Here is a 20,645-nt window from a genome sequence, read left to right as displayed (position 1 = left end):
GTGTGATTAATTCACTGGAATCATGATAATACCGCTAGAACCTTTAACGGTCACTTTTTCTTCATCGTCTTTATAGGTCTTGCGCACAACATCTTTGATGTCGATTACAATTCTATCGCCAGGACGCGCTTGGCTAATCCATGAACGGAGATCTGGTACTTCGTTTGTCGCGCTCAAACGCTGAACACCAGCAGTTCCGCGACCAAGAATAACGTCAGCCTTTTTAATTCTATAGCGAGCATCTTTCGGCACCTCTTCTTTGAAGTTAGCTTCCGGCTCAGCCTTGAATGTAAGGTTACCAAGTTGATTTGCACGGATACCGTTTCTTAAATCAACAGGTGTACTTCCGATGTAAGCAATGAACTTCGGATCTGGAACGTTTTTCACATCGAATTTTGCATCGCCGATGTGTGTACCACCGCTGCTCACGCCCACAGTAACTTTACGTTGCTTAGGAATGATAGTCACCTGTCCTGCCTTCGCCCCTTTAATCACCTCAGCCGCGCCACCACCGCTAAATGCTGGATTGTATGACGTTCCTAGGGACGGAACTTCGATCGTTACGGTGTTACCGCAATTCATATAAAGCGTAGGGGCATTTCCTGTTGTTACTTTGATAACTGGTTGCGCAACAGTATATGCGATATCCTGTTCGAATGGCTCACCATCAATTACGATTTTAGCTTTGAAAGTCTTCTTAGCAAAACCATCCTTGTCATAACCCCCTCCCTGTGCTCTGAATTTCACCTTACCCATTTTCACTTTAGAAACTGGATCATCTTCAACTGGAAGTTTCGTTCCATTATAATACATCTCTGGGATGATCGCTGAAGAAGACGCTGTGATAAACATGTCAGCTTCGTATTCGGCGCCAGCCGCCACAACGGAAGACACTGGTCTAACCATCGGAACGATGTTATCGAATTTCTTTTGAACTTTACCAGTCTTTCGCGCAATTGCAGCAAGTGCAGTTGCTTCGTACTCCAATACTTCAGTTTGAATTTGAGTAACAGACGCCAGTGCTGCCACTGGAGGTGTGTTTTCAAAAGTGAACGTCAAGAAGTCCTTATTAGCGTGTTTCTCGTTATTCTTAAAAGCTTCAAGCTGTGCTGGTGATTTTGCTAATGGCGCAAATTTTTCACCCGAAAGACGCTCAAGTTCTTTGACATATTTCTGAAGCTCGGCTTCGAATTTTACGCCAACGCCCTGTCCTTCTTTCTTGTCAATCATCAAGGTCGCTACTTTTGAGCTGTGATCATTGATAAAGCCCTCATCGATGGTTTTAGCACCAGCTTCTTCCATCATCTTGGCTTTCACACCATCAATGTACTTGACTGTTTTGTCGGTCAGCGCACGAACTTCCTTCGCATTGCTAACCGCCTGGACTATCTCGGGCTTATTGCTTTTAGAGCCTTCTTCCACGATACCTGCTAAGCTTGTCTCATTTTTATCAGAGGATTCCTTAATTAATCCTTCAAGCGTACCGTTAATGATCGCAAATTTCTCGAGTACTGCGTTACTTACCTGGAGGGCCAGAAGCGCGGTGAGTACCAAGTACATCATACCGATCATCTTCTGCCTGGGGGTTTCCTTACCACCTGCCATGTTTCGTTTTTTTTATAATTGAACGTTCGAAACCTAAATAGATTGTACTAGTCGTAGACTAGGCTTGTCCGCCACCTTTCATGGCTGTAAGCATGCTGCCGTAAACTTTGTTCAAAGCAGTCAAGTTGTCAGAAAGCTTACCAAGTTCAGTTGTGAACTTCGCAGTGTTGTCGCCAACTTTAGAAAGACCTTGCATAGCACCTGTGAGGCTTTCATAAAACTTGTTCATGTTCTTCACGTGGCTATCAGCATCCTTAAGCTCCATTTCATAAACAGAGTTCAATGCAGCGAGATTCTTTGTTACTTTCTGTACTTGTGAATGGTATTCACCAGCATCTTTTGACGCTTCAGACATACTTGAAACAGCTTTAATAGCAGTATCGTATGACTTGTTCATTTCAAGAAGTTGCGTAGAAGCTTTCTTTACGTTGTTAGCATAATCATTTGTTGCTACAGCGGCATCAGAAAGGCTACCCATTTTCTTCGCTGAATCAGCGAGGTTATTAAGACCTTTTCCGAGGCTATCAAGGAGTTCAGGACCGATTTTAGCTTTTTCAAGGGAAGCATCGAGTTGTTGCGTAAGGCTAGCACCTTGTTTGTTAGAGATTCTTGGTGCTGCAGCTGGCGCTTCGTAATCTTCAGAAAGTTCTGGATATACTTTTGACCAATCTGGTTCAGCATGAGGCGGTTCAAATGCGCTCAAAAAGAAGATACCTGCCTCAACAGAGAGACCGATCATCAACATTTCGTCAGCACCTGTTAAGTGTAGGATTTTAAACAACGCACCAATAATTACGACTGCTGCACCAATACCATAAACTTTTGGCATTATGGTTTTGTAGAGTAGTTCAACAAATCCGCCTTTTTTCTTGCTCATCTTAGTAATGGTTTAAGTTTTTTTGCCTTTTGATAATAAATAAATATAAGAGATTTAATTAAAATTCTTGCCCAGAAGAGCGACCGAGGTGAGTCATAGCACAGCGGAAGCCGATATAAGCACGAGTTGAATCTTTAAATTCGTAAGTACGTGTACCTGTTTCGAGGTAGTACGCAACGTCTTTCCATGAGCCGCCGCGAACAACTTTCTTAGGTGGTACTTTAGGATTGTATCTATTGCTTTCAGGATTTGTTCTTGGATCGATGTACTGAGGGTTCAAATCCCATACTGTCGGAACAGATGCTGGGTTGAAATCGTCGAGACACCACTCTGATACGTTACCCGCCATGTCGTAAAGACCATAGTCGTTCGGGAAGTATGCCATCACTGGAGATGTATAGGCGAAACCGTCGTCGTAGAAATTACCGCGACCAGGTTTGAAGTTTGCGAGCATACATCCTTTTGAGTTACGGATGTACGGGTTACCCCAAGGGTACTTTGCCATAGGACGATCGCCGCGTGCAGCGTATTCCCATTCAGCTTCAGATGGCAGACGGAATGCAGGCATTTCAAAATCACCAACACTCTTTCTGTAATCGTTGAGGTATGCTGTTCTCCACTGACCGAAGAATACAGCAGCATCCCAATTCACACCGACTACTGGATAGTCATCGTAGCCTGGGTGCCAGTAGTAATAGTCTTGGATAGGATCGCCCATGTGGTGAGCAAAGTCTCTAACCCAAACTGTTGTGTCAGGATAATACTTTTGACGGAATGTTTCAGCATCAACTGTTTCGAAACCTTCAATGGTACCGTTATCAACCAAGAAGAAGTTGGTGAATTGGCGATACTCGTTGTTGGTAATTTCAGTGTCATCCATGAAGAACGAACCGATTGTTACCTGTTTGTTAAAGTTGATCTGAGTGGAAGCAGGATCTTCATCTGCTTGACCCATGTGGAAAGTTCCGGCAGGAATTGGAACCATACCATAGGGGATTGTCATCACCCAGCCTTCGCGACCTGGCACACCAACGAGTTCACCTTGGTCATTGCCACCGCCTTTTCCTCCGCCGAGCCCGAGAAGACCGCAGGCACTGGCTAGTCCACCGGCGAGGATTAACACTACTTTAGATACAACCGATTTATTCATACTTCTTGTCATCAGTTTGACTATGCTGAAAAATTTAATGAGCTGCGAAAGTTAATTGTTCTTCGCTTTATTTTTTTGAGAAACGAACTACAAATTCCATAAATTCTTAAAAATACCAAAATCAAATGTCGATTAGTGCCTGTAGCGGGGGGTTCGGATGATTCTTTTTCCGCTATTAATGCTGACCGGCAGATCATAGCTAATCATAAACTCCATCGATAAATTATCCTTGGCTTCTCGATCGAACAATACAAAATCAACTGCGGTACCAAGTTTCAACGACTTATCTTTCAACAAGCTATAGCCTAATAATAAGCTAGCAGCTTCTCCTCCTCTAAACGCTAAACCGCCCCACATAGTATCCTTCAAATATCCGATACCGGCGAAATCAATTTGTGACTTATTTAGGTCAGATCTTACAGCTGCACTGAATTGAACTCTTAAGTCGAAACTCACTTCATAGAAGTAACCTCCAACGAAATTGACGTGATTCGACAAAGGCGCACGTGATGGATCTTCACCAAACTCTAATGTATTAGGAAGGATATGATTGAAGCCTACGCCAGCGTAATACTTTTCCGCGCGATAAAAAATTCCGAAGCCTAAATCAGGTCTTGTTTGTTGCTGTCTTGTGTTAACAATTTCTGGATCATCTTCATCAATGTAACGATAGACGTTACCATTAATACGCTGTGAAAAAATTCCAACCTTTACAGCGACGCTTAGTTTTGTTTCCTTGATACCAAGGTGATAAGCGTACATCGCTTGTGCTTCGAGATTGTTTTGTGGACCGAGACGGTCGTTGATTACGTAAGCGCCGAACCCGCTACGAAGTTTATAAATAGGAGTGTTGAACGTAACCATCTGAGTCGTGGGCGCACCGCCATCGCCGAGTGTAGATTGGTATCCTGTCCATTGACTTCTGTGAATCGCCGTGAAGCGAGTAACCCCATCAACACCTGCATATGCCGGAGTCATATACAGATTGTTAAACATATACTGTGTGAAGAGGGGATCTTGCTGCGCAAAAGCTCCTGCACCTATCAAGGTGAGTAAGAGGGTATAAAAAGTCTTCTTCAGCATTAAAGTTTAAAAAGTAGAATTTAAAGTAAAGGTTTTTTTATGACACTTTCAACTAATGTAATTAAAGTGTAATAAAAATGATCACTTTCTAAAATTCAATGAATGAAGCAGTTATTGGTTTTTAACGCCCCCATGAAGAAGTAGGGGATTAATCCCTTTAACGACCTATTTTATCCCGTTTGCCTTTTTAATATAGAGTTCCAATGCGCCAGTCATCGACGGTGCGTTGGGAAGTGGCGCTTCTATATCGAGAATCAAGCCTGCATCGCGCACAGCTTTGGCCGTGGTCGGACCGAATGCTGCAATGCGTGTGTTGTTTTGCTTGAATTCTGGGAAGTTGACAAATAGGGAATTGATCCCTGATGGACTAAAAAACGCAAGGATGTCGTAGAAAACTTCCTTCAAATCCGAAAGGTCGGCGGCAACTGTGTGATAGATAATTGCCTCAGTATAATGATAGCCGTTATCTTTCAAAAAGTCAGGAATGTCATTCTTGCGGATATCGGAGCACGGAAAGAGATACTTCTCGTTCTTATGTTTTTTCAGAATCTCGAGTAAATCCTGTGCCGTTTTTAAACCGGTAAAGATTTTACGCTTTCTTATCACAATGTACTTCTGCAAGTAATTGGAAGTCTGTTCCGAGATGCAGAAATACTTCATCTCAGGGGGCATTTCAATCTTCAACTCCTGGCAGATGTGGAAGAAGTGATCTACCGCGTTTCGGCTGGTGAAGATGATGGCCGTATGATTGAGGATTTCAATCTTTTGTTTACGAAATTCCTTAACCGGTACTGGCTCTACTTGAATAAACGGACGAAAATCAATCTTGAGATTGTATTTTTCAGTCAACTTTAAATAAGGAGAATTAGCATCAGCGGGAGCTTCTTGGGTCACCAGAATGCTCTTTACTTTGCGCATCCTGTCAGTAGCAATATCACTCATATCAACACGAAACGAAGGCTAATTATAAAGTATCTTAATGATGAAGAGAAATGGTATCAATTCAGTCGCACAAATGTACGAAAATAAATGAAACACCGAGTGATCGGTTCTTCCTCTTAATTTGAAAAGGATAATTATCATCCATCCGGCAAGCGCCCATCCGAAAAATTGAAATAAAACATTGAAGAATGTTTCATTATCGCCACGGCCCATAAAATAGAATGACATCAAAATCACCGTCGCGCCAAAAATCACAAGGATCAATCGTATCCAATTAAAAAAATGAACGCCTCCAACCGTCTGCATACCAAACAAGTAAGCGAGGCTATAAACCAAAATGATTTTTGCAAAGAACAGCAACATGATGGTGACGCTTAACTTTATCCAAAGCCAAATCGCCATGCCGAATGATTCCGCGACAAAAGCATAAGCTAGTGTATAGCGGTCGTCTACAAATTGGAATACGACCATCAGAAAATAACCTAGCATCAAACTGCAGAACAGGTAAAAAAGAATATTCGTACTGTTTGTGATTCTCGAATACGTCTGCGAGTCCTCCCCTTCTGTCAGCGAAAAAATTTTCTGAATCGAAAAATAATCCGACGCCAACTTGGGGTTGAGCCTAATGATAACGATTAGTAAGAGGATGATAATTAAGGCCGCGACAACGCTGAAATCGCGGAACGATGCATCCTTATGTTTCATGAGTGTCAACCCATCGTCGACCGGTGTTGACGATGCGAGGACATGCGTTGTCAATTTTCCGCCAGACTGTTCTGGTCGCACGCTCAACTGCATTGCCGCGGTGTAGCGTTTTGCGAGACTATCGATGGAAAGCTGCATTTCTTTTCCATTTCCGGCAAACTTGCCATTAATAAACAAATTCACACCCGCTGGATGCGAGATCAGCAACACATTTCCTACATACCGATTGGCATCCAGGTCTACGTAAACCGTCTCAAGCGGTCCTTCAAATTTGTGATAGGCACCGTCTTCAAATGATAGCCATTCTGTGGCTAGGTCTTTTTTTAACACGAGGGCTTGTCCGCGACTCGGAATTATGAAGGCCCCGAGAAAAAAAATCGCCAGACAAATTCGAAATGCTTTGATCATTATTGCCAAAAATATCAGAATCCTTCCAAATACAGAATTGTGGTGCAAAAATGAAAACAACAACAGGTATAAACAATACTTAGCACTAATCTATCTTTGCCGAACAATCATGGCGGGCATCTATTTACATATTCCTTTCTGCAAGCAGTCTTGTCACTATTGCGATTTTCATTTTTCAACCAAGCAAGATCAGAAGACATTGATGGTTCAGGCAATCGACCAAGAGCTTGTGATGCAGAAATCTTATCTCGAAAATGAACGCATTCAGACCATTTACTTTGGCGGCGGAACACCATCTCTACTCACACGTGAAGAGCTCGAACAATTGTTGCTTACCATTCGCGCACACTATGACGTCGACGAACATTCAGAAATTACAATCGAAGCAAATCCGGACGATCTCACGGAATTTTACTTGCGAGAAATTCAATCTATTGGGATCAACCGACTGAGCATTGGTATTCAGTCTTTCGATGATGGCGTACTACAATATCTAAACCGTGCGCACCAAAGTGCGGCTGCTAAAGAATGTGTGCAGTCGGCACAGCGGGCAGGGTTCAACAACATTAGTATCGATCTGATTTATGCCATTCCTGGCCAAGATCATTCGCGTTGGATAAAAAACATTCACGATGCAATTGCATTACAACCACAACACATCTCTGCCTACGCTTTAACCATTGAAGAGAAAACCGCTTTCGGGAAGTGGGCCAAACAAGGCAAGCTCTCGATTGTTGATGATGAAATCGCAGCAACACAACTTGAGATATTAATTGACGAATTGGCCACAGCCGGCTATGCCCAATATGAGGTCTCCAATTTTTCGTTGGCTGGCTGCGAAAGCAAACACAATAGCAGTTACTGGAAGCAACAAAAATATTTAGGCGTGGGACCAAGTGCACACTCTTATAATTCCAGTAGCAGGCAATTCAACATTAGCAACAATCCGTTGTACTTGAAGGCCATCGCGGGCAGCGAGATTCCGGCGACGGTAGAAGTACTGACGAATGCAGACAACATTAACGACTATTTAATGACCACGCTGAGAACAGCCTGGGGAACTGATTTGTCGTTTCTAAAAGATAAATGGGGTTACGATCTCAAAAAAGAGCAGCATGCGTACATCGAATCATTACTTTCCGGTGCACTGGCGCGGCTTGAAAATGGCAAATTGATATTAACGAAGCGAGGCAAATTATTGGCCGACAAAATCTCATCCGATTTATTCGTAATACCGGAAGAGGGATAAGGGAATTTTGTAATTTTCGCGCCCCAAAGTTTCACCATGAAATCCTCCGAAGAGAAAAAGGTCTATATGTTGTTGAAATCAGTGATATTTCATTATCACGGATTAGACGATGAGGAAAAGAATGACTTGGAAAAAACGGCGGTAGAACTAGAAGCAAACATGGAATATCGCTGGGCGTTAGATTTTGTCGAGCGAGACTACATTACTGCATTTGATCGCGCACGCGACTACCTCAACGAAATTATTGGTGACTACACCAAGGAAAAACGGATCGAGCTCATCAATATGGTTTGGATGGCGAATAATTTAAAAGGATACGTTACGGAGATGGAAGCAACCGCAATGCTGAAGCTTGCGAAAGATTGGAATGTTCAGAAAGAATTAATTGAATTAGTGCTTAAGTAGAAACCATCATGATCGACTCATCGCAAAGCACAATTCATCACGTATCGGTACATCTCGTGGGAAACGCAGGAAAGCAAGAAGGTCTTACACTTTCAGAAGAACCGCTGTACCTACACGACGAAAAAATTCATAAGCTTTTGCTGAAATATTTTCTGTCAGGATTCAATACACATGAATATTACGAATTCACTTTTTCGAACGATGACATCTCGTTAAATGCGGTACATCAATTTGCGCAGCGCATTTTTTCGGAGCCCGATGAATTTCATGATTGTTCTATCGACATCGCAAAACATCTCTATGCGTCGTCGCAGCACCCGAACATTAAGCCGGGCGATTTGTATGTTGCCTACATATCAGACATTGTTATTGGAGAAAAGCTATCGAAGGGTGTGGGCATCTTTAAATGCGAGAACAAAGAAACATACTTACGTCTTCGCAATTTCGACCTCACATCAGACGAGGGGATGAATCTCAGTAAACTTGACAAAGGTTGCCTTATTCTTGAAGCAGAAGAAGGTGAAGGCTACTCTATTCTTGTTGTAGATCAATCGAACAAATCGGAAGCACAGTTCTGGAAGCAGGATTTCTTGAATATTAAGCCAGTAGCGGATGACTTTCATCACACTCAGAATTTCATGAATCTGACAAAACAATATGTTTCAGACCAGCTGGATGAAGAATTTTCCGTTTCGAAAGCAGACCAAATCGACTTGCTAAATCGTTCGATGGATTTTTTTAAGTCGCGTGAGCAGTTTAACAAAGCAGAATTTGAAAATGAAGTACTCGGCAATGTTGATGTTATCGAGTCATTTCGGAATTTTGAAAAAACTTTTCAGACGCACAACCCCGTCGACATGGCTGATGATTTTCAGATCTCAGTTCATGCAGTAAAACAGCAAGCAAAGGTTTTTAAAACAGTTCTTAAGCTCGATAAGAATTTTCACATCTATATTCATGGCAACCGCCAACTCGTTGAGAAAGGATACGACGAAGTGATGGGTAAACATTTTTATAAACTTTACTTCGACGAAGAAAGTTAGTGCGACACCTTTCTGGATTTGAAATAGTAAATAAGGAAGCCTGCAAGCACCACCTCTAGTAAAATTGCCGACGTAACAATCAATTTGTATTCACTGTCCTGCCAGCGGATGTAAATTCCGAGTAGCGCCCACATAACGACGAATATAAAAGCCGGCGTCCCAAATTGTCTTGTAACAACAAAGCCTAGAATAGCTGCAACCACCATCATTAACACCGTCCAAATTTCGGGTGATAAAAATCCACCTTGCCACTCCGCAGAAACCAGCAATGCCGATACGTTTGCAATGGTTGCTACGCAAATCCACGCCAAATAGAAAGTGAATGGCAAGCTCACGCATATGATTTCCTTCGTTGATAAAAATTGTGATGATTGAATAATTCGAAAAATAGTGAGGAGCGCTCCAAGCAGCATGAGCATCACCACCACCGATAATGCTGGCAATAAAAAATGCCACACTAAAATCCATGAAGCATTAAGTACGCAAGTGACAATGAACCACGATTGAAGTCGATCGATTCGCGCATCGCTTCGATTCAACCAGCTGAATACAACAAAGCCAATGAGTAAAATGTAGATCACAGTCCAAATACTGAATGTGATACCTGCCGGCGTAAAGAGGCTGGGATATAGCGCCGACACTTCGCCTGTGTTGAGGCCGTTAATCGGCAATATATTCGCCAGTGCGTTAACAACTAGCGTAATCAATAACGCGCCCGTACTAGCGATTCTAAGTGCAGTAGATGACATTGTATTTGATGTTTGATCTATTAACAACGTTTTCTAAAAAGAGTTATGCCAAAAAAAATGCCGCTTTATCGGCGGCATTCATTTTTATTTTGGATCGAGAATATTATTTATTCGTTCGAGACAATCCTCGAAGTGATATTTCGATAAAGGATCGGCTGTCCTCGCGATAGCGCCCGCGATGAGTGCTTTCAATTTCTTCAGTTCAGCACGTACGACTGGGCGAATATCGGATTGACTGATATCTATCGGTGTATAACCAGCAAATGATCGAACACCGGCAGCAGGCGCTTCTGGTTCTTCTTTCATCAAAAATTCCAGGCGTTCAATGTGGGCACGCTGTAAATTTCTTCGATAAGCATCAACGGTTTTCCCTGTTGGCAGCTCAGACCAAAGTCCAGTGCGAAGATCATTGAACAAATCGAGAATGGTGTATGTCTGCTTGCCGAGCGCTGCTTCCGCTTCAAGTAGTCGCGCAAGTCGGCTAGATTCTAAGAGTTGGTTGACGTTACCGGCCTGATAATTTCTAACTCTGTCGAGCGCTCCAGCATGTTCAATGCGTTTCAAAATTTCTTGATCAAGCATCCAAGTGGGTGTCGCGAAAGTTTCTTTCTGCAAGTAAGCCATCGCAGCCTGCTGAATTTTCTTCGGAACAGGCGTGAACACTTGTCCTTGTTGTTCATACGACTTAAACGTTTCGTATACGCCACCAATGCTGGATCTCACGTGACCATTGTAACGATTCCATTGTACCAGCACTTGACCATACAGCTCGTTGAGATCATCATAATCTTTTCCATTCTGGGAAGTCCATTTGATCAAGTTTGGAATAATTCGTTTCAAGTTTGCAACGCCGTAAGTTGAAGCCTTCACCGCATCATTGCCAAGGTCTTCTGATTGTGAGCGCGGGTCAATCGGATTGAAGGTTTGTCGGCCATAGAAATACACTGGATTATCAGCCTTCTCGATAATCCACTTATTCAATGTCTCTTTCTCGTCGTCGGCTGTTTTTGCATTCGGCAAATATGTATAACCCCACTTAATGGAAAACATATCATATTCGCCAATGTTTGGCATGTATGCTACATCTTTATCACCAGGTTGTGCTACATAATTGAATCGCGCATAGTCCATAATTGACGGCGCAGTACCTTTACTCTTGGTGAACGACGCAGAGCGCAATGAATCTACAGGATAAGCGTAGCTTGAACCGAAGTTGTGTGGTAGTCCCAGGGTATGCCCCACTTCATGTGACGAAACAAATCGAATAAGCTGTCCCATAATCTCATCTTTAAATTGCACTGCACGTGCATCAGGATTAACAGCGGCAGTTTGAATGAAGTACCAGTTGCGAAGTAAGTTCATCACGTTATGATACCAACCGATATCACTTTCGATAATCTCACCTGAGCGTGGATCTGCAACGTGGGGGCCATACGCGTTTTGAATGTTCGACGCAAAATAACGGATCACTGAGTATCGAGCATCTTCTGGACTCCAATCTGGATCTTCTGCTGCAGTCGGAGCGTCTTTCGCGACGATCGCATTTTTAAAACCAGCGGCTTCGAATGCCTTGTTCCAATCATTAACACCTTGTTTGAGATAAGGCTTCCATTTCGCAGGCGTGGCTGGATCGATGTAGTAAACAATCTGTTTTTTCGGCTCCACCAATTCACCGCGTTTGTATGCTTCAAGATCTTTGGGCTCTAATCTCCAGCGGCGAATATACGTTGTAGCTGATGCCTTTTGATCTTCTCTTCCATAGTCCGTTTGTGTTTGTGAGAAAAAACCAACGCGTTGATCGTTTAAGCGAGGCTTCATTGGAATCTTTGGCAAGAGGATCATTGAGTTATTGATCTCTAATGAGATTGATCCAGTGCTCGCATTCGATGGTGGCTCCGATGCTTTGTAAGTTAAAACGTGTCGGTTCTCAACGTTGATGGGAAAACTTCTGATATTTTCGATAAAGCTTCGACTATCATCAAGTGATGTCACTTTATATTGCTTGCGGCGTGCATCGTCAAATCCTAAGGCTGGAACATCTTTATTGAATAAAGAAGTAACCTCAATGACAATGGATGAATCAGGGCCATAGGCTTTGATGTCGAAACTTTGAACGATGGGTTCAAAGTTCGAATTCTTTACAGATTGTGCGATGGGTAAGGAATCATTCGCGACGTTGTTGAAAGACACAATGCGGAGCAATATTTTCTTCTCCTTCTGTTGCCACCGCAAAACTTGATTTCTAATATTCTCTCCACCGTAGCCGATGTTTTCAGCCGTTCTAGCGATGCGCGTCACCATTAACATTTCGCGAAGCAAAAGCGAATCAGGAATTTCGTAGAAATACTTATCGTCTATACGGTGAACCTTGAAAAGGCCATCGTCAGTCTTGGCTTTGTTTGTAATAACCTTGTCGTAGGGTTGAATGCCGCCAGCGTCTTTCTTTTCCTCCTTTTTTTCAGCGGCAGGAGTATCAGCTGTTTTTGTATCTGATTTCTTTTTTTTCTTCTGGCTAAACGCAGGGTTAGCGCCAAAAAGTACAATGAATAAGAATAATCCGGCCACAAATCCGGTCGCGCGAAAAGACATAGGCGTTAGGTTAATTTATAACGATGATACAAGGCCCGTTGCATTTAAACTTTCTTCAACCCGATCAATGGTGAAAGAAAATGATGAGCGGATTTATTTATTTTGAAGCATGAATCAACCCATTGTCCGTCAGGGTCGTATTGAAGACCTACCCAGCGTATTGGCGCTCATTAAAGAACTTGCCGAATATGAACGTGCACTCGATCAAGTTATTAACACGCTGCCGCAATTAGAGACCGACGGGTTCGGTCCCGAGCCTGTGTTTGGTTTTTTCGTTGCAGAACAAGATCACGTCATCCAGGGCATTGCTTTGTATTATTGGCGTTACTCTACCTGGACAGGAAAGCGTCTTTATTTAGAAGACATTGTTGTGACGGAGCGCGCGCGTGGTAGAGGGCTGGGGAAACTTCTTTTTGATCGTACCATGCAACATGCGCTCGATAAAAATTGCTCAGGCATGATGTGGCAGGTGTTAGACTGGAACGAACCGGCGATAAACTTTTATAAGAAATACGGAACGAAGATGAGTCAAGAGTGGGTGAATTGTACACTCGAGCGCGCACAAATTATTGACTACCTCTCTAAAACTTAAACTTGCTCGAGCAGCGTGCGAAAAGCGACATGTTTGTCTTTGTAGCGCTGCTTTAGAGCCTCGCTTAAAATCGGTTCAATTTTCTCTAAGTAGAGGTTAACCATCTGAATGCTTTCTGAAAAAAATTGTACACTGTACGACACGGTTGGCTCGTCTTCGTCGTGAAGAACTTTGAAGATTTTACAGTCCTGTAACATTTTTGACGAAAGTGCACCAGGGATATAACTCTCTCGCATCCAGGCTAGCCACTCTTGCTCAACGGATTTATCGATCCCAATGGTAACGTTGTATAACAGCATTTCTATTTGTTTTTAAATCCTGCGCGTGAATTTCCTTCAAAAATAATCAATAATTAACCTGCAGATACTAACACAAACAGCAAAGAATTACCGGCGTAGAATAAATTTGCAAACATTTTTAAGAGTTGATTGTTCTGTTCAAAAAACAAACTGTGAAGCACTTTTTTACATTTTTCATCGTCGTCATTTCGTTTTCTCAATTCGCTAACGCTCAAAGTGGTATCATTCGAGGGAAAGTGTTTAATAAGATTAACAACGAGCCGGTTCCGTTTGCAAACGTCGTTATTCAAGGGACCACTACAGGGGGATCAACTGATACCGACGGTAATTACGAGATCGTCAACATTAAACCTGGGCAGTATAACGTTGAGGTTTCATTTGTTGGATTCAAAAAGTTAGTTCAATTCGAAGTTCAAGTAACAAACTCACGTCCGGCGTATGTCGATTTCGCACTGGAGGAAGAAGCAACATCACTCGACGAAGTAGTGGTGAGCGGATCGAATACGTTTGTTCAATCTGATGAATCACCACTGTCGCTACGCACCATAGGTACAACAGAAATTAAGCGGACTCCCGGTGGTAATCGTGATATTTCTAAAGTGGTGCGATCATTACCTGGCGTAGCATCCACACCATCATTTCGAAACGACATCATCATTCGCGGCGGTTCTCCAAGCGAAAATACTTTTTATCTCGATGGGGTTCAGATTCCAGTCATCAACCATTTTCAAACGCAAGGATCCTCAGGAGGACCTGTCGGTATCATCAATGTGGATTTGCTGCAGTCTGTTGATTTTTACTCCGGCGCGTTTCCGGCAAATCGTGGTAACACCATGAGTTCAGTTTTCGATTTTCGACTGAAAGAAGGACGCACCGATCGTTGGACTGCCAATGGCATTATTGGTGCAACTGATCTTGGCATCACGTTAGAAGGACCTATTTCTAAAAATTCATCCTTAGTCCTCTCAGCGCGACGTTCGTATCTGAAATTCTTGTTTAACATTTTTAACTTACCCTTTCTTCCGGTTTATAATGATCTCCAATTCAAGTACAAATGGAAACTCGGAGACAAAGATCAAATCACTGTTCTAGGAATCGGTGCCATTGACGATTTCTCTCTAAATCTCGACGCACCACAAAAAGCAGATACACCTGAAGATCGCGAGGAAGCTGAATACATCCTGAATATTCTACCGGTTTCAACGCAATGGAACTACACAACGGGTATACGCTATGACCACTTCCGAGAAAAGGGGACAACGACAATCGTGGTGAGTACAAATAAACTTAACAACGACGCGGAAAAATATCGAAACAACGACGACTCGTCGAGCGACAATTTAATTCAACGGTACCAATCACAAGAGCGGGAGACGCGTTTTCGCGCTGAGGACTATATGGTTCTCGACCAAACAAAAATAAACCTGGGTCTTAACGTCGAGCAGGGAAAATACATCACGGAAGACTTTTCAAAACTGGTTACCGCCCAAGGCGTAACGATGCGCGATTTTAGTTCGACGTTGACGATTAACAAGTGGGGATTCTTTGGGCAAATCAGCAATACATTTGCCGAGAAGCTTATCCTATCTTTCGGTCTACGCACAGATGCAAATGATTATAGCGACGAGATGAATGATCTCACAAAACAATTGTCTCCAAGATTTTCTGCTTCATACAAACTCACAGACGCCGTCAACTTGAATTTCAATACTGGGATTTATTACCAACTACCTTCATACACCGTACTTGGCTATCGCGATTCACAAAGTGGAAGATTGACGAATAAAGACAACGATGTTACTTACATTCGCAGCAAACATCTTGTTTCAGGTGTTGAATTCAACTTGAAAAAGAATTCACGCATCACGCTTGAAGGTTTCTATAAATGGTATGATCGCTATCCCTTCTTACTTGAAGATTCTATTTCGCTTGCCAACCTCGGCGCTGATTTTGGCGTCATCGGAAACGCTCCCGTTAACTCGACATCTGTCGGAAGAAGCTATGGCGTAGAATTCTTGTTTCAGCAAAAACTTTATAACGGATACTACGGATTATTCTCTTGCACCTATGTTCGCAGTGAATTTAAACATCGCGACAATCGCTATCGTCCTTCGTCGTGGGATAACCGATTGTTGATGAGCCTTACTGGCGGAAAAAAATTTGGCAAGAACTGGGAACTGGGTGTTCGTTGGTTATTCACAGGTGGTTCGCCGTATACGCCCTACAACCTCCGAGAAACCGTGCGTCGTGAAAATTGGGATGTTCGTCCTTACGGCATTCCTAACTATGATCTGTTGAACTCAGAACGAATCAGTGCATTTCATCAATTAGACTTTCGTATCGACAAAAAATATTTTTTTAAGCGATGGAGTTTAAATGTCTATTTCGATGTGCAAAATGCTTATAACTATGTGACGACATTTCAAGATGACATCGACGTTCAACGTGACGATAATAAAAATCCAATTGTTGATCCATCCGATGAGTCTGCTTATCTATCAAAGATGATTCAAAGTACAAGTGGCAATGTACTTCCTACTATAGGCGTGATCGTTGAATTGTAATCACGCCAATGCCTCATTTAAGAAATCGTTCAAAGGTTTTCCAGCTTTCGCCGCTGCAGCAATGTTCTTCAGGAAAGTTTTACTCAGCACATCTGCATCGCTAAACTCATGCGTGATAATAAAACTTTTCAGTTTCAGCCATTCAGCGTGCGGATGATCTTTAGGATAACCTTTGGGCGATGTTTTCAAGGCATCACCGTCCCAAAAAGCATCGTAATATTTTTTGAAAGATTTTTCTTTAAAGGCCTTTTTGAGATTGTCACCATTGTAGTCAATCTCTTGTCTTATGCGAGAAAGATTCTCTGCATCTGGCATATATTGGCCAATACCGATAAAGCTTTTATTTCCTGGCTCAATCTGAATGTAGTATCCAGGTTTTCCAAGACCCTTTCCTACCGATGAGTACGCCGCGCTCATGTGTGTTTTATAAGGCGTCTTATCTTTCGAAAAACGAACGTCTCTGTAAATGCGAAAGGTGAGTTTTTTGGGGTCTTGTGTTGCAATGGATTCATCGAACATGACAATCTGTTCGAACAACTCCACCGCGAAGGCGTCAAACATCTCTTTTATTTCGAGGTACTTTCCCTTATTCTTTTCAAACCATTCCCGATTGTTGTTACGAGACAGTTTCTTTAAAAAATCAAAAACGGCTTCTGCCTTCATTTTTGTTATCGTTGTTCGTTATTGGAGATTCGTTAATCGTTAATCGTTAATCGTTAATCGTTAATCGTTAATCGTTAATCGTTAATCGTTAATCGTTAATCGTTAATCGTTAATTTTTTATAGTAATGCGCCGTGATTACAAATAGTCGACGATGGTTTCAAGACCGACGCCGCGTGACGCTTTTACGAGAATAGTAGCATGTTTGATCTTGTGATCACGGAGATAATTTGCGAGGTCTTCCTTCTTCTCGAAGTTTAGTGCCCAGGGAAGTTCTCCCAACGCTGACTTAAACAACGCACCACAGAGGTATACTTCTTGAAATTCTTTTTCACGGAGTAGCTTACCGATCGCGGCATGTTCTTTCTCGGCCTCCTCTTCCAACTCATACATATCACCGAGGATGACAACTTTTCTCGCCGCTTTCATCTGATGCAGGTTGTCAATTGCAGCTTGCATTGAACTTGGATTTGCGTTGTACGCATCAAGAATAATCGTGTTATGTTCTTTCTGCACCACTTGCGAGCGCATGTTCGTAGGCAGGTAAGAAGCGATGGCTGCGTTGGCATCACGATCGGTTACTCCAAAAAATTTACCAATGCAAAGTGCTGCTGCAATATTTTCGAAATTATACCGACCAATGAGATTCGTCTCGATGACCTCACCGTTCTCTGCTTTGACTTTCACATTTGGATCCGCATCGATCACCTCGCAATGGTAGTAGTCGCCTTTGGCCGGATAAAATATGGGTGCGGAGAATCGTTTTGACATGTTTGCCAAAATCTCATTTTGCGAATTAATAAACACGGTTCCGGATGTGGTAATCAGATGCTGATACAATTCCGATTTGGCACGAATGATATTTTCATATCCTCCGAATGTTCCAATGTGCGCCTTACCGATATTGGTGATGAATCCGTGTGTTGGATTAGCAAGAGAACAGAGCAACGCAATTTCACCAAGATGATTGGCGCCCATTTCTACCACAGCGATTTCGTATGATTTATCGATCGACAAAAGCGTCAATGGTACGCCAATGTGATTATTGAGATTACCCTTCGTCGCATAGGTCTTGAATTTTTTTGCCAGCACACTGCTCACGAGTTCTTTGCTGGTTGTTTTTCCATTAGATCCAGTAAGCCCAAGAACCGGAATGGTGAGTTGTGAACGATGATACTTCGCGAGCTCTTGCAAAGTTTGTAGTACGTCGGGAACAACAATGCTACGATCATCCACAGCATATTTCGGATCGTCATGAACTGCGAAACTAGCACCTTTCTCAAGCGCTTGGCTCACAAACTCATTCGCGTTAAATCGATCACCTTTTAAAGCAAAAAATATAGAACCCGGCGTAATCTGCCGCGTATCGGTGGATACTTTTCCTGACTGTAAATACTTTCTGTAAAGTTCTTGAATATTCATGACGGGAATGCTTCTGGTTACCCTGGGGGTTTTAAATTGATCTAAACTATCTTGCTGCCAAGATAACAGGCCGCAGTCCTCAACGTTATAGTTTGGCTATATTTTTCTTTCGATGAAATATCTTTTACTACTGTTTCTCGCCCTCTCTTCGCTTTTCGTACAGGCGCAATTTACCTATCGTCTCGATCAATCGGTGCAGGTCCTGAATTCTAATCAAGATGTATTGCCGTTGGCCTGGGCAGGCGGCATGAATGCGTCTCAATATAATACGATCGATTTAGACGGCGATGGCAAAGACGATCTGGTGATCTACGATCGTATGGCGAATAAAATACAGACATTTTTAAACACAGGTTTCGCCTACAGCTACGCGCCAGCATATGAAAATCAATTCCCGGCCGACCTAACAAATTGGCTACTGCTACGCGATTACAATTGCGACGGCAAGAAGGACATCTTCACTGGCGACATCTTCGGGATCAAGGTGTATAGAAACACAACGCCCCCTGGAGAAAAGCTTCGCTGGGAAAGGTTTATGTTTTATGTGGGACCTAACATCCCGAAAAGCATTGCCCTCATCACAAAGGGAAATACAAGTACCAATCTTCAGTTACAATACGACGACCTCCCCAGCATAAGTGATGTAGATGGTGACGGAGACCTCGATATTTTCAATTTTCGATTTACAGGCTCGGGTACAATTGAGTTTCATCAAAACCTCAGCAAAGAGAATTATGGCTCTTGCGACTCCCTTGAATTTGAACGCAAAACTCAAAAATGGGCGGGGCTAACGGAGTGCAATTGTGAAGACTTCGCATTTAATAATGACGTATGCCCTACGAATGGCCGTGTGAAACACGCTGTTGGAAAAAGTATTCTCGCGTTGGATGCCGATGCCGACACAAAATTAGATCTGATTATCTCGGAAGCCTCCTGCTCAAACTTGTCACTGTTACGCAACGAAGGCGACGTTTTTAATCCCATAATCAATACGGATGTTGACTTTCCAGAAATCGATCCGGTCGACTTTCTGATTTTTCCTGCAGGTTATTATGAAGACGTAACCTTCGACGGTAATAAAGATTTACTGGTTGCACCTAATATATATAGCAAAGTTTATCTGACGGCAGATCTTAACCATTCGAGTTGGCTATATCAAAATACGGGATCGGACGCGGCACCAAGTTTTGAATTTGTCAAGAAAAATTTCTTGCAGGAACATATGATCGATGTAGGCGACAACGCCATTCCAGCGCTTGCCGACTTCGACAACGACAATGACCTCGATCTTTTTATAAGTCAGCATGCGGCAACTACGGGTACAGCTGGAATATATTTTTTCGAGAACAAAGGCAATGCGAGTGAACCGAAGTTTGAATTTGTAAGTGATAACTATTGGAATTTTAGAAGCACAAGTTTCTACAATTTGAAAATCAAGTTCGGCGATGTGAATCGCGACAGTAAACAAGATTTAATATTTACTGCAACCAGTACCGAAAACGGACAAACGCATCTCTACTATATTTTAAACACAGGAAGCGCTACGTACGATTTTAATACGGCGAATATTCAGGAGGTTAACTTTACGATGTCGCAACCCGAAAACATTTGTTTAGTTGATGAAAATTATGACGGAAATTTGGACATCATCATTGGAAAATCAGACGGCTCACTTCAATTGTGGACGAACAATGGTGGAATGAATTTTTCCCTTGTTGACGACACGTATCTTGGTTTCGACGCCAGCCTTCTTCGGCAAAGCGTTGCCTGTAGTGTTTCCGACTTGGATGGCGATGGTAAACGTGATCTACTCTTTGGAAATCAAGATGGAATTCTCTCAGTGATCAGCGACTATAAAAATCAAACAGCGGTTGCTACAGAAATAGTATACAACGACATTGACGAGACCTATACGGAAAAGGGATTGGGTGGACGCATTTGGCCAACCGTTGCCAACCTTTTCAACGCCAATAGGCCTTCCGTTGTAGTCGGCAATATTATGGGCGGATTAATGCTCTTGAAAAATGATAACTCAGCGCCACTCCCTTCTGAAGGCGCGGCTATAGAACTTTTTCCCAATCCTGTTAAGCAACATGAGGAGGTGTTAATCATCAAGAGTAATCGTAATGGCTTCGGAACTGTTTACACTTCCAGTGGACAACTTGTTCAGCGTGACATTTCTTTCACCGTAGATAATCCCGGTCGTCTTCTGACTTACAACTTGGCACCGGGCGTTTACATTTTCCGAGCAACAGTGAATGGAAAATGGATTTCAAAACGGTTCGTAGTATTCTAAAAATTA

The 20,645-nt window shown here is 42.6% G+C and carries 17 protein-coding genes; 6 read left to right on the top strand and 11 right to left on the bottom strand.

What is annotated here, in order from left to right:
- Positions 1-6: 6 nt before the first annotated feature.
- The 6 genes from porM to DQQ10_RS04420 all read right to left on the bottom strand — a co-directional run bounded on the left by porM (position 7) and on the right by DQQ10_RS04420 (position 6,770).
- Positions 7-1,605 (bottom strand): type IX secretion system motor protein PorM/GldM, encoded by a 1,599-nt coding sequence (gene porM, locus DQQ10_RS04445; RefSeq protein WP_112745556.1) that lies wholly within the window; start codon positions 1,603-1,605, stop codon positions 7-9.
- Positions 1,606-1,663: 58 nt separating this feature from the next.
- Positions 1,664-2,482 (bottom strand): type IX secretion system motor protein PorL/GldL, encoded by an 819-nt coding sequence (porL, locus tag DQQ10_RS04440; protein ID WP_112745555.1) that lies wholly within the window; start codon positions 2,480-2,482, stop codon positions 1,664-1,666.
- A 58-nt stretch (positions 2,483-2,540) separates the two neighbouring features.
- Positions 2,541-3,632 carry a T9SS ring complex lipoprotein PorK/GldK gene (gene porK / locus DQQ10_RS04435; protein ID WP_112745554.1) on the bottom strand — a complete coding sequence of 364 codons (1,092 nt, stop codon included), beginning with the start codon at positions 3,630-3,632 and terminating at the stop codon, positions 2,541-2,543.
- 132 nt (positions 3,633-3,764) lie between these two features.
- The gene (locus tag DQQ10_RS04430; protein ID WP_112745553.1) at positions 3,765-4,715 is read right to left on the bottom strand and encodes a PorP/SprF family type IX secretion system membrane protein; all 951 of its coding nucleotides are present in this window, start codon (positions 4,713-4,715) and stop codon (positions 3,765-3,767) included.
- Positions 4,716-4,880: 165 nt separating this feature from the next.
- Positions 4,881-5,657: a uroporphyrinogen-III synthase gene (locus DQQ10_RS04425; protein ID WP_112745552.1), complete on the bottom strand. Its 777-nt coding sequence runs from the start codon at positions 5,655-5,657 to the stop codon at positions 4,881-4,883.
- 18 nt (positions 5,658-5,675) lie between these two features.
- Positions 5,676-6,770 (bottom strand): DUF4271 domain-containing protein, encoded by a 1,095-nt coding sequence (locus DQQ10_RS04420; RefSeq protein ID WP_112745551.1) that lies wholly within the window; start codon positions 6,768-6,770, stop codon positions 5,676-5,678.
- A gap of 109 nt (positions 6,771-6,879) precedes the next feature.
- Here DQQ10_RS04420 and hemW point away from each other — a divergent pair, with 109 nt between their 5' ends.
- From hemW to DQQ10_RS04405, 3 genes are read left to right on the top strand one after another with little or no spacing between them, the layout of a single operon-like run.
- Entirely contained in the window at positions 6,880-8,019 is a 1,140-nt protein-coding gene (gene hemW, locus DQQ10_RS04415) for a radical SAM family heme chaperone HemW (protein ID WP_112745550.1), read from the top strand.
- Between the two features lie 36 nt (positions 8,020-8,055).
- Complete coding sequence (locus DQQ10_RS04410) at positions 8,056-8,424, top strand: hypothetical protein (RefSeq protein WP_112745549.1); 369 nt, start codon at positions 8,056-8,058, stop codon at positions 8,422-8,424.
- An 8-nt stretch (positions 8,425-8,432) separates the two neighbouring features.
- The gene (locus DQQ10_RS04405; protein ID WP_112745548.1) at positions 8,433-9,467 is read left to right on the top strand and encodes a nucleoid-associated protein; all 1,035 of its coding nucleotides are present in this window, start codon (positions 8,433-8,435) and stop codon (positions 9,465-9,467) included.
- Here DQQ10_RS04405 and DQQ10_RS04400 read toward each other — a convergent pair.
- A complete protein-coding gene (locus DQQ10_RS04400) occupies positions 9,464-10,216 on the bottom strand; it encodes a TspO/MBR family protein (RefSeq protein WP_112745547.1) in 753 nt (250 codons plus the stop codon). The genes DQQ10_RS04405 and DQQ10_RS04400 overlap by 4 nt on opposite strands.
- A gap of 84 nt (positions 10,217-10,300) precedes the next feature.
- On the bottom strand, positions 10,301-12,805 hold the full coding sequence (locus tag DQQ10_RS04395; RefSeq protein ID WP_112745546.1) for a zinc-dependent metalloprotease: 2,505 nt from the start codon (positions 12,803-12,805) through the stop codon (positions 10,301-10,303).
- Positions 12,806-12,914: 109 nt separating this feature from the next.
- On the opposite strand from DQQ10_RS04395, the gene DQQ10_RS04390 reads away from it, so the two are divergent.
- Positions 12,915-13,397 (top strand): GNAT family N-acetyltransferase, encoded by a 483-nt coding sequence (locus tag DQQ10_RS04390; protein WP_112745545.1) that lies wholly within the window; start codon positions 12,915-12,917, stop codon positions 13,395-13,397.
- Here DQQ10_RS04390 and DQQ10_RS04385 read toward each other — a convergent pair.
- Entirely contained in the window at positions 13,394-13,696 is a 303-nt protein-coding gene (locus DQQ10_RS04385) for a DUF4286 family protein (protein ID WP_112745544.1), read from the bottom strand. The two genes, DQQ10_RS04390 and DQQ10_RS04385, sit on opposite strands and share 4 nt — an antisense overlap.
- Before the next feature lie 152 nt (positions 13,697-13,848).
- On the opposite strand from DQQ10_RS04385, the gene DQQ10_RS04380 reads away from it, so the two are divergent.
- Positions 13,849-16,260, top strand: a complete 2,412-nt coding sequence (locus tag DQQ10_RS04380; protein ID WP_112745774.1) for a TonB-dependent receptor — start codon at positions 13,849-13,851, stop codon at positions 16,258-16,260.
- Here the strand turns inward: DQQ10_RS04380 and DQQ10_RS04375 are convergent, their stop codons facing one another.
- Together DQQ10_RS04375 and DQQ10_RS04370 are read right to left on the bottom strand one after the other, a co-directional pair.
- Positions 16,261-16,923 carry a DUF2461 domain-containing protein gene (locus DQQ10_RS04375; protein ID WP_112745543.1) on the bottom strand — a complete coding sequence of 221 codons (663 nt, stop codon included), beginning with the start codon at positions 16,921-16,923 and terminating at the stop codon, positions 16,261-16,263.
- 136 nt (positions 16,924-17,059) lie between these two features.
- Positions 17,060-18,343 carry a UDP-N-acetylmuramoyl-tripeptide--D-alanyl-D-alanine ligase gene (locus DQQ10_RS04370; protein WP_112745542.1) on the bottom strand — a complete coding sequence of 428 codons (1,284 nt, stop codon included), beginning with the start codon at positions 18,341-18,343 and terminating at the stop codon, positions 17,060-17,062.
- 112 nt (positions 18,344-18,455) lie between these two features.
- On the opposite strand from DQQ10_RS04370, the gene DQQ10_RS04365 reads away from it, so the two are divergent.
- Positions 18,456-20,639: a T9SS type A sorting domain-containing protein gene (locus DQQ10_RS04365; protein ID WP_112745541.1), complete on the top strand. Its 2,184-nt coding sequence runs from the start codon at positions 18,456-18,458 to the stop codon at positions 20,637-20,639.
- The last annotated feature ends 6 nt before the right edge of the window (positions 20,640-20,645 follow it).

Source organism: Pseudochryseolinea flava (assembly GCF_003286915.1).
GTDB classification, from domain to species: Bacteria; Bacteroidota; Bacteroidia; order Cytophagales; family Cyclobacteriaceae; genus Ohtaekwangia; species Ohtaekwangia flava.
Note: the sequence above shows the minus strand (reverse complement) of the source record. Positions and strands in the feature narration are given on the sequence as shown.

Coding starts and splice junctions, on each gene's coding strand:
- DQQ10_RS04375 (WP_112745543.1), bottom strand. CDS start 16,923: ATGAAGGCAGAAGCCGTTTTTGATTTTTTAAAGAAACTGTCTCGTAAC.
- DQQ10_RS04370 (WP_112745542.1), bottom strand. CDS start 18,343: ATGAATATTCAAGAACTTTACAGAAAGTATTTACAGTCAGGAAAAGTA.
- DQQ10_RS04410 (WP_112745549.1), top strand. CDS start 8,056: ATGAAATCCTCCGAAGAGAAAAAGGTCTATATGTTGTTGAAATCAGTG.
- porM (WP_112745556.1), bottom strand. CDS start 1,605: ATGGCAGGTGGTAAGGAAACCCCCAGGCAGAAGATGATCGGTATGATG.
- porK (WP_112745554.1), bottom strand. CDS start 3,632: ATGAATAAATCGGTTGTATCTAAAGTAGTGTTAATCCTCGCCGGTGGA.
- DQQ10_RS04430 (WP_112745553.1), bottom strand. CDS start 4,715: ATGCTGAAGAAGACTTTTTATACCCTCTTACTCACCTTGATAGGTGCA.
- DQQ10_RS04425 (WP_112745552.1), bottom strand. CDS start 5,657: ATGAGTGATATTGCTACTGACAGGATGCGCAAAGTAAAGAGCATTCTG.
- DQQ10_RS04420 (WP_112745551.1), bottom strand. CDS start 6,770: ATGATCAAAGCATTTCGAATTTGTCTGGCGATTTTTTTTCTCGGGGCC.
- DQQ10_RS04365 (WP_112745541.1), top strand. CDS start 18,456: ATGAAATATCTTTTACTACTGTTTCTCGCCCTCTCTTCGCTTTTCGTA.
- DQQ10_RS04405 (WP_112745548.1), top strand. CDS start 8,433: ATGATCGACTCATCGCAAAGCACAATTCATCACGTATCGGTACATCTC.
- DQQ10_RS04385 (WP_112745544.1), bottom strand. CDS start 13,696: ATGCTGTTATACAACGTTACCATTGGGATCGATAAATCCGTTGAGCAA.
- porL (WP_112745555.1), bottom strand. CDS start 2,482: ATGAGCAAGAAAAAAGGCGGATTTGTTGAACTACTCTACAAAACCATA.
- DQQ10_RS04400 (WP_112745547.1), bottom strand. CDS start 10,216: ATGTCATCTACTGCACTTAGAATCGCTAGTACGGGCGCGTTATTGATT.
- hemW (WP_112745550.1), top strand. CDS start 6,880: ATGGCGGGCATCTATTTACATATTCCTTTCTGCAAGCAGTCTTGTCAC.
- DQQ10_RS04395 (WP_112745546.1), bottom strand. CDS start 12,805: ATGTCTTTTCGCGCGACCGGATTTGTGGCCGGATTATTCTTATTCATT.
- DQQ10_RS04390 (WP_112745545.1), top strand. CDS start 12,915: ATGAATCAACCCATTGTCCGTCAGGGTCGTATTGAAGACCTACCCAGC.